This window comes from Spirosoma fluviale, from assembly GCF_900230225.1.
GTDB lineage: Bacteria > Bacteroidota > Bacteroidia > Cytophagales > Spirosomataceae > Spirosoma > Spirosoma fluviale.
The window spans coordinates 1,436,016-1,451,348 of record NZ_OCNH01000001.1 but is presented as its reverse complement, the minus strand read 5'-3'; the positions used below and the strand labels follow the sequence as shown (position 1 = coordinate 1,451,348).

Genomic DNA, 15,333 nt, shown 5'->3' with positions numbered 1-15,333 from the left:
ACAACCGAAATTCCGTTCGCTGAATAATAAAACTAACTGTCATGCATGCACCCGCCCATCACTATTCGAAACTGATCAAAGCAAAGGCCCTTGACCTGGGCTTTGATTTTTGTGGTGTGGCCAAAGCCGACTTTCTGGAAGAGGAGGCTCCCCGACTGGAAACCTGGCTTAAGAATGGGATGCACGGCCAGATGAATTACATGGCCAATCACTTCGACAAACGGCTCGATCCGCGTTTGCTGGTCGACGATGCCAAATCGGTGATAACGGTGCTACTCAATTATTACCCGGAACAGAAATTGCCCGAAAGTGATGACGATTTAAAGCTCTCCAAATATGCGTATGGCACCGATTATCACTTCGTTATTAAAGACAAGCTGAAAGACTTGTTGACCTTTATTCACGACGAAATTGGCGAAGTAGGTGGCCGGGCGTTTGTCGACTCGGCACCGGTTATGGACAAGGCCTGGGCTAAACGCGCTGGATTGGGCTGGGTGGGGAAACACACCAACCTGATCAATCGGGAGATCGGTTCATTTTTCTTCATCGGCGAACTCATCCTCGACCTCGAACTGGAACCCGACGGCCCCATCACCGACTATTGTGGCACCTGCACCCGCTGTATCGACGCCTGCCCGACCGATGCCATTGTTGGCCCGTACGTTGTAGACGGCAGCAAGTGCATCTCATATTTTACCATTGAGTTAAAAGAAGCTATTCCCACCGAGGTAAAGGGACAGTTCAACAACTGGATTTTTGGCTGCGATATTTGCCAGGACGTATGTCCCTGGAACCGCTTCGCCCGTCCGCACCAAACCCCCGCTTTCGATCCACACCCGGATTTAACCGCGTTTACAAAAACCGATTGGGAAGAAATTACGGAAGATGTCTTCCGGGAAATTTTCCGGCGGTCGGCGGTTAAACGGACAAAGCTGGACGGGTTGAAACGGAATATTGGCTTTCTGTAGTACCGACCGTCCCGGTCGGGCGGTCTAGTCTAGTCTAGTCCACCCGACCGTCCCGGTCGGTACTACAGAAAGCCCTTCAACGCTTCTCCTACGCGCCAGACGTCCTCGAAGGTATTGTATAACGGAGTTGGGGCCAGCCGGATACAATCGGGTTCGCGCCAGTCGCCGATGATGCCCTGCTCCGTTAGGTAGTTGAACAATTCACGTCCCCTTTTCCGGACTAACAGCGACAGTTGACAGCCGCGCTGGTTGGGGTCTTCGGGCGTCAGGAGTTGAATATCCGTAAAGGGACTGAGGATGTACTCCAGATACCCCGTCAGTTGTTCGCTCTTTTGCCTGAGTGCAGCGATACCGGCCTCGGCGGTAATGGAAATGGCTGCCCGGTGCAGTGATAACGCCAGAATGTTGGGCGTGCTGATTTGCCAGCCATCAGCACCCGGTGCGGGAAGAAAGCCGGGTGTCATCTCAAACCGTTTATCTTCCCGATAACCCCACCAGCCCGCCAGTCTGGGCAGGTTTTGTTCATGATGCTTCTCGTGTACGAACACGCCCGAAATGGCTCCGGGTCCACCGTTCAAGTATTTGTACGAACACCAGGTAGCAAAATCGACGCCCCAGTCGTGCAGCCGCAGTGGCACGTTACCAATAGCATGGGCCAGGTCGAAACCAACCGGGATGCAATGCAGTTTGGCGGTTTCGGCAATGGCGGCCATGTTGTATACCTGACCGGTATAGTAATTCAGTCCGCTCATCCAGATCACGGCCAGCGAATCGGCATGTTCGGCGATAGCATTCTGGATATCCGTCGTATGAATCAGCTGATCGTCAGGATGCGGAGCAATTTCGATAATGACTTCCGACGGCTGTAAGCCATGCTGCTTCACGTGCGTTTCGAGCGCGTACTGGTCCGATGGAAAATCGCCTTTGATGGTTAGAATCTTAAACTTGGTAGCCGTAGGCCGATAAAACGATGCCAATAGCAAATGCAGGTTAACTGTCAGCGCATTCATCGGACAGACTTCGGCCGGTGTTGCACCCAGAATGTCGCTCAATGCCTTTTTGCAGGTAGTATGGTAGCTTAACCAGGGCTGTTCTGATCCGACCGGTACCTCAAACCAGCCTTCAACACCCAGATTTTGCCAGATGGCGAGTTCCTGCTCAACAGCGGCCCGAGCGGTTTTGGGCTGCAACCCCAGCGAGTTTCCACAGAGGTAGATTGCATCCCGGCCGTTATGCCGGGGAATATGGAAACGATCCCGAAACGACCTGAGTGGGTCGGCCTGATCGAGTTTTTGAGCGAAAGCGAGCGAGTTTTCGTAGGTCATATGGTGCAAATCTAACGGACAAACGCATTCACGAATCAATCCCCGATTTGGAGTCCTGTTTTTCTTATTCATGTATCGATCAAACTAATCGAAAATGGCCATTCAATAAGTCTACAATACATAATCGATGAATATGTGTTTATACATCGAAAACTCAACTAGTATATGAAAAATCTTCTTTTCGATTGGCTGTCAAATGCGGCCCCAACATCTATCCACTTTCGACCTGCCCTTGGGCTTGCACTTTTTTCGGCCTTTGCACTCGCTGCCTGTGAGGACCACCGCTTGCCATTACAAGGTCAGGGTATCCAGTCGAACAGTCCAAAACCTGATTGGGGGCCAACCATTTCGGCCCAAAATCTGGCGGTTATTGAGGAGCTTGGCAGACTGGCTCCCACACCTATCGAACAGTTAACTCCGCAGCAGGCACGTCAGCAACCCTCGTTCAAAGACGCAGTAAATTCTCTGCTCGATAAAAACAATATTCCTCGGCCAACAGCCAATGTTACCATTAGTGAACGCATGATTTCGGGTTCCGGCGGGGCGCAGATACGGACTAAAATATACACTCCCCGCACCACCGCATCCGGACCACTTCCGGTCATCGTATATTATCATGGCGGGGGCTGGGTCATTGCCAGCCCGGAGGTGTATGAGTATTCGACGCTGGCACTGGCCGAAGAAACCGGCGCGGTGGTCGTGTCGGTTGATTATCGACTCGCTCCCGAGTTCAAGTTTCCAACTGCTCACGAAGATGCCTATAGTGCCTATGAATGGGTAAAAAACAATGCTGACCAAATCAATGGTAATCCGGCGAAAGTAGCGGTAGCGGGCGAAAGTGCCGGTGGCAACATGGCAATCACCGTGAGTATGATGGCCCGAGATCGGGGACTGGGCTTACCCGTTCATATTCTGTCCGTTTTCCCGGTAGCGAACAATGATTTGAACACGCCTTCCTACAATCAGTACGCCAATGCCAAGCCGCTCAGCAAGGCAGGTGTGGAGTACTTTGTGGCAAATTACTTCAATTCCCCCGCCGATGGAGACAGTCCGCTCATATCGCTCGTCGACGTAGCAAATCTTAACGGACTACCGCCAACAACAATCATTGCGGCTGAAATTGACCCCCTGCAATCGGAAGGAATGCTCTTGCGGGATAAATTACAGTCATCCGGTGTTCAGGTAACCTATCAATTGTATCCGGGAGCTACTCACGAGTTTTTCGGGATGTATACGATTGTACCTCAGGCACAGGCAGCGCAAACATTAGCTGCAACCCAGCTTCGGAACGCCTTTAAGTAACGTCAAAACAACACGATTATACGCCCCGACATTACTGATGTCGGGGCGTTTTGTTTTACCAGAAAGGTGGAAACAAATTATTAGTTAAAGTAGCCGGAATGGTTTACAACGCCGAAAAGCATAATTGGGTCAATAGGAAAAACCACTTTCCCCATGCGACAGTCCGTTATTTTCTTACTGATAACCGGCGCGCTGACCTGCGCTGGTACTGTTCTTTTCGGGCAGTCGAAAAGCACTCCGGTTTCGTTTCCCACCTATAATCAGATCAAACCGGCAGGTGGAGAAATCATGGACTATGTCCCAAGCCCCGGAAGCGGCAAGATTGAATACATAAAGCAAAAGATGGTCTTCAACCTGTTTGATTATCCGGCGGGTACTGTTACCTATATCATCAACGGAAAACCGGCAACGAATGAGAAGGCAGCAAAAGAAGTGGTTAGCAAAAAAGGTAACTACGTGACTAAAGTAGCCATCAATGAGCCAACCGAAGATGGCATGATAACGATTTATATTGATTTCACAACTGACAAATAATCCGCTATCTACTCACAAAAAATGCCCGAATCCAGACAGATTCAGGCATTTTTGTTAATAAACTTAGTCTTATTGATGATCCATGCCACCACCTTTTTTGCAGCAGCTTGGCAGTTTATTGTATCCAGCCTGATCGGCGGCAACTTCTTCGGCATCGTATCCGGTCTTGCTGATGTTGGCTTTTAATTTAGCAACATCCGTTTTGGCCGGGTTATATTTGATGGTAACAATCTTCGACTTTACGTCCAGATCCGCTTCTTTAACGCCTTTCTCGTAGGCCAGATTCCGTTCGATACGGGCTTTGCACATGCCGCAAATGGCGGATGTCTTAATCTTGACTTCTTTGTCTTTGTCATCGCGGGTTGGTCCACCGGCGAACAAAGTGCCCATAAGCATCAGCGACGTCAGGGCGGTTAGAAACAGGTTACGCAACATGGTTTAGCTTGGTTTATAGTGAATTAAGAACGAAAATTTAATAGGAATGGTGCCTTTAGCAGCACTTAGATGCTCATTTTGTGATTCATTTGGTTCATCTGTCTATGTCCTGAATGGTTCATACTCCGCATCGTCATCAGGCTTGGCGACAGGCGCAGGTATATCTGCCCCGAAATGGGCATCTTACCGTAAAATGCCTGCAAAGACTTATCAGGCATACCAGCCGTTGCCTGTGCGCCCAGCACCAGATCGGAGTTGAGTTGCTGAGCGATACGGTAATTCATCCCCAGGGTCAGGTTATTTATTGTAAACGTTTGATTTCGCCCAATCTGCCCGGACTCTCCGCCTGCAATTGGATTGTAGAGACCCAACTCTTCAGCCGATTTACTCACATTTTCAAATCGGCCATAAAAAGCGGCTTTGGTCATTTGGAGGCTACTTTCGGCCAGATACGAGTTTTCGCCGGAACCATCGTGGCTGTTACGCCCCCACACGAAGGCCGAGGTTACGTAACTCGCTGGTCCCAGCCCTTTACTATGCAAAATAGATGCCGTAGTGCGGGTGGTGTTCTCTCCGGGATGTGCTTCTTCCGGATCGTGCAGAAATCCCTGCGAGAACTGGAGTGCCAGCGAGGGCGACGGATTCACCGAGAGCCGGTACGAATAGCTGTCAAATTTGGGGGTATCGAAGTTATACCGGTTCTCGTCCGGCTCACGCCCTTTGAAGGTCGAAGCCTCCAGTTTAGCCCATTTGTACCGAACGCCGGCCGTAGCGACGCCAAACAGAATATGGGTAGCGTCCTGCCAGTGGTGACTCAAGGGCGCATCGGGATTGTTAAACGACGAAATTCGGTGCATGAAAGCGGGGGGACCAAGTGCGGGTTCGCCGGGGTAGCCAACGTAGCCAAACAAGTCAACGTCTTTGCTGAAGGCATGGCTGTAACTCACCGATAGTTCCGAAACGAGATCGTGCGGGTGCTGTTTGTCGATCAACGGCTGGCCTTTGTAGGTTTCGCCAGTTTGGAACAGCAATGGGTATCCCCCATTGCCTACCGTCAGCGGATCGAGGGAGATCATGGCCCGCACCTGAAACAGGCCGCGCTGGCCAACCTTACGCTGGGCCATGCCCATAAACCAGTTTGGCGCACCCAACTGCTGCCCTCGCCCCCGTCTATCCGGATTAGTGCTATTCTGGCTGGTATAGCGCAGATAAATGGCATAATGCAGCATGTAACTCCAGCCTTTGGGCGTTGGCTGACTCATGTAAGCATACATGGGCGTATTGTCTGGATGCCAGGACGTACCAGACCCGTTTCGATTCATGGGCAGATTGCGGGAGAGCGAATGCGTCATGCCGGGCATGGATGCATCCATCGTCAACCCGTGGTTGAGCGTTTTCATATCACCCATGGTACTATCCTTGTTCATACCCTCGTGTTTCGACATATCCATGCCCTCATGGTGCTGGTGCTGCCCATAGGCCATTCCGGTCAGCATACTCAGAGAAAGACCAAAAAGAATCCGGTTCATAACGTTATTGCTGGTGTCATCAAATCATTGTTGCCCGGATTGTGCCTTCCTGCTCCCACAGGCACAGCACCCGGTCATTGGTAAATCGGGTCAGTTTGGCGTAAGCCCCCGGCCCAAGCGAAACGGGTTGCGTTTGGCCGGGTAGTATCGCCCAAAGCTGACCAGCCTGTTGAAAGACGATGTAATCACCTTTTCTGGTCGCTGCGATCTTCGGGTTTTTGCCGGTTGCGCGTTCGACTTCGGGTTGTCCGGGATGGGCGGTAAAAAGTTTGTCGGCTCGTCGCCAAACGGTCGAAATAATCCCATCCGGTCCGATGGCTAATCCGCCCCCATCCATTGGGCAGGCTTTTAACGGCCAGGTACCCTGACCCAGCTTCTCCGCCGTTCCGAACGACTGCCCGCCGTTGGTCGACTGTATCAGGTATATATCCCGCGCTCCATTCAGGAAGTTACGAAACATGAAAGCGACGTGCTTTCCCTGACTTACTGCCGACACCTGACAACACTCGCAAATAGTCCCGTCGGGCGACTGATACAGGATCGTATTGACTGACCAACTGCGCCCGCCATCCGTTGAGCGAGCCCCGGCCAGTTTATTTCGTTCGTTATTCCGCAGATCAAGCCAACCGGCATTATAGCTATTATCCGGTCCCGCAGTGAGGGCTACGAACCCCTCTTTGGCTATGTCGGGCACGTCATTGACCCGAATGCGCTTTTGCCATTTTCGCGTGTCCCGACGTTGGGAATACGCCCATACGTTGCCTGCTTTGTCAAGGGCAATAATCACCACCGACTGGTTAGAAACGGCTATCTGCGGCCCACGTGACGCCCCTAAATGCAAACCTGGCAAACTATCCAACCTGACCGTTGACTCAGCCTGGTTATCCATGCTTAACGTTGTGTAGTAAAGTACTTCACCCTGTCCATACACGATATGAGCCGTGCCATGTTCATCCATGCCAACAGACGGATGAATGCCCTTGCCAATCTCAGTACTGGCAATTGGCGCTGGCTTAATAAAACCAGTGACTAAGACGTAAAGAGTAATGAGAAGGTATATCATACAGATAGACAGGGTTAAGGAACTTCCTACGGGTAATAGGGCCGAAAAAGGAGGAGGCTTTTTCGGCCCTATTTGTCAGGCATTAGCCGACATTGACCGGCATTCTTCCGCACATTTGCGACAGGCTTCAGCGCAGGCTTTGCAATGGGCGTGGTGACTGGCGTGTTTTTCACATTCCTCCGCGCAGGCTTCGCATACTTCGGCACATAACGCCATAAAATCGCGGGCAAATTCAGAGCCACGAGCGTCTAACCGGCCGCATAAAGTACAGATGTCGGCGCAGTCGCGGCAAAGTTTAATGCAGTCCGTCATATCATGCCCTTTGCTGTCCTGATCGCCCATTTCCAGGCAGGCGGTCACGCAGCGTTCGCAGGCTTCGGCGCATTCAAAGCAGGTGTCGGTGTGGCCGTGATTGTGTTGCATCGTTTCCATAAGCGTTGAAGGTAGTTTAAGGGACCACCGTTGGTCTGACAAAGTAACCACCTATTTCCGATAGGGTTTTTACATAATTCGGGATGAGCTTTATAACGGCACCCCAGATTCAGGCATCTGCAACGACGTTTACACTTGCTTCACATCGCTGTCAGATCGTGTCCAAACTCTGCCTTGTTACCTGCGTTGTTTTTCTGAACTGCCCCGGCGTCTGGCCGGTCACCTGCCTGAATTGCGTTGACAGGTGCTGAACACTGCTGTAGCCTAACCGCCAGGCGATTTCACTGAGCGTCAGTTCATCGTACCGCAGCCATTCTTTCACTTTTTCCAGCTTTAGGGCAATGATGTACTTTTCCAGTGTGTGTCCTTCACTTGCCGAGAATAACCCACTCAGGTAGGAGTATTCATACCCTAGCTTTCGCTCCAGAAAAGTCGAAAAGTTCTCGGATGGTTGTCGTTCTGCTTTCAGGTGCTGGATTTCGTTGATGAGCAGCACTTTCATGTGTTCAACCAACGACTGTTTTTTGTCGTCGATCAAATCGAACCCGTTCGCCTGCAACGTTTGTCGAACCGTGTCGAGGGAAACGGCTTCCGGTAAGTCGTCAATGTCTACTTCACCAAGTTCAACCCCGTTTACCGTCAACCCCAGTTTTTCGAGTTCTTCGCGTACAACCCGCTTGCAGCGGTCGCACACCATATTTCGAATTGTCAGTGTCATTAGTTCACGGGTTTAAAACGGAATCCTACATAGATCATGCGTCCGGTAACGGGTCCCCACGCCCGACCGGCGGCATCGAAGTCCTGCCCGTACGGGTTATTGGCCGCAAAAATGGGGTCTGCCTGGCGGAAACCGGTCAGGTTTTCGCCCCCCAGGTAAATCTCCCACCCGCTTCTGAACCCCCGGCTCACCTGTGCATTCAGGTTATAAAAACCCGGCGAATAATCTTCCGGCGAATTCTGGTTGTTCTGGTGTACGTAACCCTCCCGCAGGTAATGAATCCGACGGGGGCCATTCCACTGGAGGGTCGCGTCAAATTTCCACTTATCAAATGGCAGCGCATACCCTACGTTGAGCAGTACCCGCTCGCGGGGGACCATCATTCTCGGCAACAGCACCGTATCACCGGCGGGCAAGGCGGTGCTTTGCTGTGTATCGAAGAGCCGGTAGGCTAGCTTCACCTCGACCCGCTTGGCAGGCTGCACGTTTAGTTCGGCCTGGAAGCTATTGGCGTACGATTTCCCATGATGGTAGTTATCCCGCAGATTGTAGAAATACAGCAGCGAGGACGTTTCTACGTTAACGACGAGCTGATTTTGAAAATCGGTTCGGTAGTAGTCCAGCACCAGGGTTGCTTTCATGCCGAGCAGCGAGAAATCGTTCGTCACGCTCAGGCCGTAGTTCCAGGACACTTCGGGCTTCAACGGCCCTAAATTCCAGTTCTTGAACGGACCGGCATTTCTGTTTTCGTACATGAACACCGACCGCGAACTCACCAGAAAACCCATGTTTTCGCTCAGCGGATTCGCTACCCGGAAGCCCCGCCCCGCCGAGGCCCGCACCGCGAGTTCCTCATTGATCGTGTACTTCAGGTGTGCCCGCGGAGTGAATTGAGATCCAAACAGATTGTGGTAATCAAAGCGGCCTCCCAGTACGAAAATCAGCTTTTCGGGATATGTATACGTATATTCCGCGAATACGCCCGGCACCGACTCCGTCCGTTTTGTATGTAAACTGCCCAACGATTCGTGATAATCATCCAGCAAATAACTGATACCCGCTTTGTAAGCGTGATTGGTATTCCCGATGATGTTCTGATAGATCAGATTGGCGTAGAACGTACGCTGCTGACCACTATAGGGCCGAAAGCCCAGGCGGGCGGTCTGGTCGTGGTGGAGGCCGTTCAAAATGAGACCCAGGCCCTGATACGGTTTATTCGGATAAAGGATGGCCGTTTTTGAGAAGAACTCAATCCGTTTGGTCGTGTTCCCGAATTGATAACGCCCTACGCCCTGGGGCGAGTCGAAGGAGGATAGTTGCCCACCATCCCGGTCTTCATAAAGCGCCTTCACGCCAAACTGGGCCATGAATCGCTCGCTGCTGTATTTGTAGCGATTGATGGCATTGACCTGGTTGTAAAGCGGCAAATCCCGAAAACCGTCGTTATTCTGGTCAATCTCATTCCGAAGGGTGCTGGCATGACCCAACACGCCCATGCTCCACTTTTTGCTCAGCGGTTTCGACCAGTTGACATTGCCTTCCAACCGACCGAAACTGTTGGCGTAGCCATTCACGAACAGCGTTTGTTTGTCGTCCGGTTTTTGCAGCTCAACGTTCATCTGGCCGCTCATGGACTCATAGCCATTCACCACCGAACCGGCCCCTTTACCAACGTCGATACTCGTGATCCAGGTACCCGGAATGTAGTTCAGCCCAAAGGTTGTGGCCAGTCCGCGAACGGTGGGGATATTCTCGACATTGGTTTGAACGTACTGGCCGCCCAAGCCTAAAAACTGAATCTGTTTGGCACCCGTAACGGCATCGCTATACGAAACGCTGACGGATGCATTGGTCTCGAAACTTTCGGACAGGTTGCAGCAGGCCGCTTTAGCCAGTGTTCGCTGGTTGATAAACTCGGTTTGGATAGGGTTGATACGGTCGATCTGTCCCGGTGCGCCGGATACCGTAACCTCCTGAAGCGTTCGCTCGGAGCGTAACGTTATGGTCAACTCTTCGGAAGGGTACGTAACCGTAAGGGTATCTGGCTGGTAGCCGACATAACTGACGATTAATTGCCTGGAAGCAGTTGAAAAAGGCACCTGAAATCGACCTTCAGCATCGGTTACCGTACCTGTTGTGGTACCAGCCCACAGCACAGTTGCCCCTACGAGTGGCACACGCTTATCATGGACGGTTTCGGCAACGCTACCCCGAACGGTTGGTTTTGGAAGTAGTGTTGAATCGGATTGTGCTACGACGGAGTCGCACAGAAACAGCCCACCTAAAAGCAGGACAATCCGTACAAAATGGAATTGCATAATGTTGTTGATTAGAGCAAGAAATCACTATACACCCGCATCGGGAAGACACGGGTAAACATGAACTCAATCAACAAATCAAATGAGGAGACTACGAACGAGGGTCACAATTTCGCGCCCGGAGAGGGAGGGCGGAGACGTAAAGGAAGCAACGGACGTACTGCGTTCGGCAAAAACAACGTCAATAACCCACACCAGAACGGCGGCAACACCAGCCACAACGGCTTCGGCAACAATTTTTACGAACTTGGCAACAAACTGGCTCAGCGACGACGAAACGTCGATGTTCTCGAACCGCTGATCATCCTGGCAGCACTCCGTTTTTTTGAGAACCGTTTGCTGCGACGGCATCGGTTGTTTGTCGATAGCGCAGCCGGGCTGGGTTTTCATCTCGCTAAACGCAACGACTACCGTCTTCTTCTTGCCACGCATCTGGCACGAATGTTCGACCAGACCAAAGCCGGTACTGCTGAGCAGTACGACACAGGCCATGAGGAGGTTGAACAATTGGAACAGCGTGCGTTTCATACAGTAGCAAATATCTATACCGGACAGATTCAACGCAAGTATTTGACGCTGAAAGTCAATAATTTCGCACAAAAAGAAGGCCATTCTGTAAAGAGTGGCCTTCTGTCGGGTATATTATACGGATTCGGGTTCGGGGCTTAGCACTTCGCTGAGCGGACGCAGATTCCGTTTCTCTTCCTCATTATACGGGAATATCTCCAGAATCTTCGTGGTGTTGACATCCGTGATCTCAAATGGATCAAGGGCCGACTTCAGGCTTTCCTCCACACGCTCGTAAGCCTGTTTGGGGTTTTCGCCGTTAACGAGCATCACGCTGGGCGTTTTCTTCTGCTTACCCGTTTTTTCATCGTCCGTAATAAACATGGCTTTCACCTTATACCAGACTTCGCCACCGTCTTCGATGTGAAAAACATCGGCCAGTTTCATGCGCGAGATATTGGTAATTTCAAAGTCGGGCGTGTTGGCGGCAATCTCCTGATACAGCCTGCCTTCGGCATCCGTATAACTAACGGCATCCACCAGATAAGCCTCCGTTACCGTTTTTTGCTTGATAAACTCCTCATTTCGACTACCGACGTTCGAGTCGTCGATGGGCTGCTGATAGCGGATTTTCCCGAGAAACCAGTTAGGCATTTTAACGAATTTTAGTACAACCTTATAACTGAAAAATGGGCACAAAGGTGCCGAAAATCAGTGAAGAATGAAGCGAAAATTAATGAATAATGGAGAGTGAATAATGAATAATAGTAGGCTTGTCGAGTGTTTATCCGTCATTATGCATTCTTCATTATTCATTTCTTATTCACTCTTTTTACTCGCCCGATTGGCTTGTTTGATGGTTTGCTCAATCATGTCCCACTGGTCGGTCGTGACCTTTTCCAGGTGACTGAATTCACCCGCCATGAGCACTTCGCCCCCGTCAATCGTAATGCTTTCGCCGGTGATATAGCCCGAAAAATCCGACAACAGAAACGCAGCCAGATTCGCCAGTTCGCCATGTTCGCCAACTCGGTGGAGCGGAATGCGGCTGGTAGGGTCCATCATGCTAGCCAGTGGCTCGGGAAAGAGCCGGTCCCAGGCGCCTTTGGTAGGGAACGGACCGGGCGCAATGGCGTTCAGACGGATACCGTACTTACCCCACTCAGCGGCCAGCGATTTGGTCATGATGAGCGCACCGCCCTTGGCCACCGCCGACGGCACCACGTAACCTGAACCCGTAGTGGCGTAGGTCGTGGATATGTTCAGGACCGTACCGGGAATCTTGTTCTCGATCCAGTACTTACCCACGGCCAGCGTGAAGTAATAGGTACCGCGCAGCACAATGTCCACAATGGTATCGAACGCCTTATACGACAACCGCTCGGTAGGGCTGATAAAGTTACCGGCCGAGTTGTTGAGCAGCCCGTCGATCCGGCCAAACGTGTCAATTGTCCGGGCAATCACGTTCTCAATCTCGGTGGTGTTCCGCACGTCGCAGGCTACGGCCAGCACCTGACCGCCGGTCTCGGCCATCAACTCCTTCGCCGTCTCGTCAATCACGTTTTGACGCCGACTGCAAATGGTTACGTTGGCCCCCAACTGAAGCAGATACCGGCTGATGGATTTACCAAGGCCCGTACCGCCCCCGGTTACAATAATCGTCTTTCCTTTCAGCGCATCGTCGCGCAGCATCCCGCTTACATTCATGGTTTTGTGTTTGGTACTCACTAATACCCTTTGTTTATTTTCTTGTTAAACTCGGCCTTGCGCTTTTCTACTGTTGCCTGCATGGCTTCGCTGAAATCGCTGGACTGTAACTGGCTTGAATTCCAGACGGCTACGTATTGTAAACCGTCTTCAATAGATTTGTTCAGGCTGTAATTCAGCACTCGCTTGGCCCCCTGAACGGCGGTGGCCGGGTTATCGGCAATTTGCCGGGCCAGCGTGGCAGCCGCTTCGAAAAGCTGGTCGGGTGTGTCGTACACATGGTTGACAAGGCCAATGCGTTCGGCAAAAGCCGCGTCGTAATCGGCTCCGGTAAAGGCCATTTCGCGGGTGAACCCCTGCCCAATGATGGTCGGCAGGAATTGCAGACCGCCAATATCCGGCGTGATGGCGAGTTTGGCCTCCCGCAAACTAAACCGGGCGTCCCGTGAGCAAAGCCGAATGTCGGCAGCGGCAATCATGTTGACTCCACCCCCAATACACCAGCCGTGAACGGCCGCAATGACCGGTTTTGAGGATTCGTGCATTTTTTGGAAGCCCAGCTGCATCTGCCGGATTTGCGCCATCAGATCAACCCGTTGGTGGGCCAGTACCGTGCCCGTTGTCATGGAACCCAGTCGGGGCATCATTTGGGCAATATTGAGGCCGTAGCTGAAATGATCGCCACTCCCCCGAAAAACAATACACCGAACGTCGGACATCCGATTAATTTCATCCATCGCCAGGGGTAGTTCTTCCCAAAACTCCGGCCCCATCGCATTTCCTTTGCCGGGACCGAGCAGCGAAACGGTCATCACGCCATCGACCTGCTCGAATGATAAAGACTCATACGTTTTATTCATGGAGATTAGTATGCTTGCATACGATTTTCGTAAAGTAACGGAATTACTAAATGCAACGCAATCTGATTGACAGAAGGGTAAGCAACACGAAAAAATTAGGCACAGGAATCAGCCAGTCATCCGAATGGAATAAGGCCCGGTGAAGTTTAATTTACCGGCCAGCCGGATGTTCTTAACGGTAATCGTCCGGTCGACGGTGAGGGTGTGTCCTGCGTTTATTTTGACGTATTCAGAGGCCATTGGTACCCGCCCGATGGTCCACACGCTCCGATCCTGCCAGTTGCCCGACGCAATTGTTTCTATCGTGTTCGAAAACAACGATACGGTCGGAAACTCCCGGAAGAGCAGCGAACCCGTGGTGGTCCTATCCACCCCAAACCAATCCGTTAGTATGTCGCTATACACGCGCCGGAAGTCGATCTGCATCCCGATATCCTTGTTCCCGTACATCCCTGTCAGGTTGGACAAGTCTGGGTTGGTGCCAATTGTCTGGTGCTTAACGCCTGTTCCAAAGACAAACATAGGTGCGGCCACGCCATGATCGGTTCCCGCCGAAGCGTTGGCATTGGCCCTGCGCCCAAACTCCGAAAATGTCATACCAATAACCCGATTGGCCGTCTCCTGCATCTCCAGATCCCGCTGGAACGAAGCCAGCGCAGCCGACAGCTTACTCAGCAGAGTAGCGTGCTCACCCTTCGTGGTATCGGTGGGGTCTACCTGCGCCGAGTGCGTATCAAATCCATTCATGGATACATAATAGACCTTGGTTTTCAATCCGCCATGAATCAACCGGGCCACAATTTTCAGTTGTTCGGCCAGTGAATTACCCGCATTGGGTTCTGGATAAGCGGCCAGATTCTTCCCCGCATCGGCGGCCGCCTTGATTTTTTCGGCATAGCCAACGGCGAGATTCTGCTGTTTCCGGATAAACGAAAGCAGGGCTCCGGCATCCCCCGGCACGGTTTCCGGGGGCGAAACCGGATCATTGATACCAACCAGCGCGTAAAAGTTATCGGGGTCGTTGAGCGCAATGGCCATCGACTGCTGGCTGCCGAGCAAAGCGGTAGAGGTAACATACCCAATCTGAATAGCCAACGGATCGTCCATGAGCGGATTTGGGTAGCCGTTCGGATAATCCGGAAAGCGGTTGTCCAGGTACCGGCCCGCCCAGCCGGAGGTCGAGGTTTGGCTGGCGTCAACCCCCGTCATCCAGATATCCGTGGAGCGAGCATGCGACAAATCCGGGTTCGGGTACGAAACAGAATGCACGATCGTCAGTTTGCCCTCATTGTACAGGTTTCGCATCCCGCTCATGGCCGGATGAAAACCAGTGGCCGGGTTACCATCCAGCGCCAGAATCCGGTTTTGCGGAAGAGCGATGTTGCTTCTGAGCCCATTGTAAACCGACAGTTGATCGAGCGGAAGTACCGTATTCAACCCGTCGTTCCCGCCGTTGAGGTACACCATAACCAGCACACGGTCTGTACTCAGAGCCGACGTTTGCAGCAGTGACTGAACGAGAGCCGACTGCCGACTCATGGCTTTCAGGCCAAATCCATCGAGCATAACGGGAAGCATACTGGCCGATGCTGCCGAAAGAAAGTCCCTTCGATTCATTTGAAGCGGGGGTTAGTA

15 protein-coding genes are annotated in these 15,333 nt (G+C 51.9%); 3 read left to right on the top strand and 12 right to left on the bottom strand.

The genetic code is table 11. From position 1 onward, the window contains the following. Positions 1 to 41 precede the first annotated feature (41 nt). Positions 42 to 968 carry a tRNA epoxyqueuosine(34) reductase QueG gene (gene queG / locus CRO74_RS06045; RefSeq protein ID WP_097125085.1) on the top strand — a complete coding sequence of 309 codons (927 nt, stop codon included), beginning with the start codon at positions 42 to 44 and terminating at the stop codon, positions 966 to 968. Between the two features lie 62 nt (positions 969 to 1,030). Here the strand turns inward: queG and kynU are convergent, their stop codons facing one another. Next, positions 1,031 to 2,293 (bottom strand): kynureninase, encoded by a 1,263-nt coding sequence (gene kynU / locus CRO74_RS06040; RefSeq protein WP_097125084.1) that lies wholly within the window; start codon positions 2,291 to 2,293, stop codon positions 1,031 to 1,033. A 165-nt stretch (positions 2,294 to 2,458) separates the two neighbouring features. Here kynU and CRO74_RS06035 point away from each other — a divergent pair, with 165 nt between their 5' ends. Both CRO74_RS06035 and CRO74_RS06030 read left to right on the top strand, forming a co-directional pair. Further along, the gene (locus CRO74_RS06035) at positions 2,459 to 3,595 is read left to right on the top strand and encodes an alpha/beta hydrolase (RefSeq protein WP_097125083.1); all 1,137 of its coding nucleotides are present in this window, start codon (positions 2,459 to 2,461) and stop codon (positions 3,593 to 3,595) included. A 153-nt stretch (positions 3,596 to 3,748) separates the two neighbouring features. Beyond that, a complete protein-coding gene (locus tag CRO74_RS06030; RefSeq protein ID WP_097125082.1) occupies positions 3,749 to 4,129 on the top strand; it encodes a hypothetical protein in 381 nt (126 codons plus the stop codon). 69 nt (positions 4,130 to 4,198) lie between these two features. On the opposite strand, the gene CRO74_RS06025 is transcribed toward CRO74_RS06030, so the two are convergent. From CRO74_RS06025 to CRO74_RS05975, 11 genes are all read right to left on the bottom strand, one after another. After that, on the bottom strand, positions 4,199 to 4,564 hold the full coding sequence (locus CRO74_RS06025; protein ID WP_097125081.1) for a heavy-metal-associated domain-containing protein: 366 nt from the start codon (positions 4,562 to 4,564) through the stop codon (positions 4,199 to 4,201). Between the two features lie 65 nt (positions 4,565 to 4,629). After that, positions 4,630 to 6,093, bottom strand: a complete 1,464-nt coding sequence (locus CRO74_RS06020; RefSeq protein ID WP_097125080.1) for a hypothetical protein — start codon at positions 6,091 to 6,093, stop codon at positions 4,630 to 4,632. A 19-nt stretch (positions 6,094 to 6,112) separates the two neighbouring features. After that, complete coding sequence (locus tag CRO74_RS06015; protein ID WP_245877770.1) at positions 6,113 to 7,156, bottom strand: exo-alpha-sialidase; 1,044 nt, start codon at positions 7,154 to 7,156, stop codon at positions 6,113 to 6,115. Between the two features lie 75 nt (positions 7,157 to 7,231). Continuing rightward, positions 7,232 to 7,588 (bottom strand): four-helix bundle copper-binding protein, encoded by a 357-nt coding sequence (locus CRO74_RS06010; RefSeq protein WP_097125079.1) that lies wholly within the window; start codon positions 7,586 to 7,588, stop codon positions 7,232 to 7,234. A 151-nt stretch (positions 7,589 to 7,739) separates the two neighbouring features. Next, positions 7,740 to 8,306 carry an AraC family transcriptional regulator gene (locus CRO74_RS06005; protein ID WP_097125078.1) on the bottom strand — a complete coding sequence of 189 codons (567 nt, stop codon included), beginning with the start codon at positions 8,304 to 8,306 and terminating at the stop codon, positions 7,740 to 7,742. Then, positions 8,306 to 10,624: a TonB-dependent receptor gene (locus CRO74_RS06000; RefSeq protein WP_097125077.1), complete on the bottom strand. Its 2,319-nt coding sequence runs from the start codon at positions 10,622 to 10,624 to the stop codon at positions 8,306 to 8,308. Before CRO74_RS06000 ends, CRO74_RS06005 begins: the two co-directional genes overlap by 1 nt. 78 nt (positions 10,625 to 10,702) lie before the next feature. Beyond that, positions 10,703 to 11,152, bottom strand: coding sequence for an HYC_CC_PP family protein (locus tag CRO74_RS05995; protein ID WP_179830130.1), 450 nt, complete (start codon positions 11,150 to 11,152; stop codon positions 10,703 to 10,705). A gap of 114 nt (positions 11,153 to 11,266) precedes the next feature. After that, positions 11,267 to 11,785 (bottom strand): DUF4494 domain-containing protein, encoded by a 519-nt coding sequence (locus tag CRO74_RS05990; protein WP_012926110.1) that lies wholly within the window; start codon positions 11,783 to 11,785, stop codon positions 11,267 to 11,269. A 165-nt stretch (positions 11,786 to 11,950) separates the two neighbouring features. Beyond that, positions 11,951 to 12,823, bottom strand: coding sequence for an SDR family oxidoreductase (locus CRO74_RS05985; protein WP_097126031.1), 873 nt, complete (start codon positions 12,821 to 12,823; stop codon positions 11,951 to 11,953). A gap of 35 nt (positions 12,824 to 12,858) precedes the next feature. Continuing rightward, positions 12,859 to 13,698, bottom strand: a complete 840-nt coding sequence (locus CRO74_RS05980; RefSeq protein ID WP_097125075.1) for a crotonase/enoyl-CoA hydratase family protein — start codon at positions 13,696 to 13,698, stop codon at positions 12,859 to 12,861. Between the two features lie 108 nt (positions 13,699 to 13,806). Further along, on the bottom strand, positions 13,807 to 15,315 hold the full coding sequence (locus CRO74_RS05975; protein ID WP_097125074.1) for a DUF1501 domain-containing protein: 1,509 nt from the start codon (positions 15,313 to 15,315) through the stop codon (positions 13,807 to 13,809). Between the last annotated feature and the right edge of the window lie 18 nt (positions 15,316 to 15,333).

Coding starts and splice junctions, on each gene's coding strand:
- CRO74_RS05975 (WP_097125074.1), bottom strand. CDS start 15,315: ATGAATCGAAGGGACTTTCTTTCGGCAGCATCGGCCAGTATGCTTCCC.
- CRO74_RS06010 (WP_097125079.1), bottom strand. CDS start 7,588: ATGGAAACGATGCAACACAATCACGGCCACACCGACACCTGCTTTGAA.
- CRO74_RS05985 (WP_097126031.1), bottom strand. CDS start 12,823: ATGCTGCGCGACGATGCGCTGAAAGGAAAGACGATTATTGTAACCGGG.
- CRO74_RS06035 (WP_097125083.1), top strand. CDS start 2,459: ATGAAAAATCTTCTTTTCGATTGGCTGTCAAATGCGGCCCCAACATCT.
- CRO74_RS06020 (WP_097125080.1), bottom strand. CDS start 6,093: ATGAACCGGATTCTTTTTGGTCTTTCTCTGAGTATGCTGACCGGAATG.
- queG (WP_097125085.1), top strand. CDS start 42: ATGCATGCACCCGCCCATCACTATTCGAAACTGATCAAAGCAAAGGCC.
- CRO74_RS06005 (WP_097125078.1), bottom strand. CDS start 8,306: ATGACACTGACAATTCGAAATATGGTGTGCGACCGCTGCAAGCGGGTT.
- CRO74_RS05990 (WP_012926110.1), bottom strand. CDS start 11,785: ATGCCTAACTGGTTTCTCGGGAAAATCCGCTATCAGCAGCCCATCGAC.
- CRO74_RS05980 (WP_097125075.1), bottom strand. CDS start 13,698: ATGAATAAAACGTATGAGTCTTTATCATTCGAGCAGGTCGATGGCGTG.
- CRO74_RS06000 (WP_097125077.1), bottom strand. CDS start 10,624: ATGCAATTCCATTTTGTACGGATTGTCCTGCTTTTAGGTGGGCTGTTT.
- CRO74_RS06015 (WP_245877770.1), bottom strand. CDS start 7,156: ATGATATACCTTCTCATTACTCTTTACGTCTTAGTCACTGGTTTTATT.
- CRO74_RS05995 (WP_179830130.1), bottom strand. CDS start 11,152: ATGAAACGCACGCTGTTCCAATTGTTCAACCTCCTCATGGCCTGTGTC.
- CRO74_RS06025 (WP_097125081.1), bottom strand. CDS start 4,564: ATGTTGCGTAACCTGTTTCTAACCGCCCTGACGTCGCTGATGCTTATG.
- kynU (WP_097125084.1), bottom strand. CDS start 2,293: ATGACCTACGAAAACTCGCTCGCTTTCGCTCAAAAACTCGATCAGGCC.
- CRO74_RS06030 (WP_097125082.1), top strand. CDS start 3,749: ATGCGACAGTCCGTTATTTTCTTACTGATAACCGGCGCGCTGACCTGC.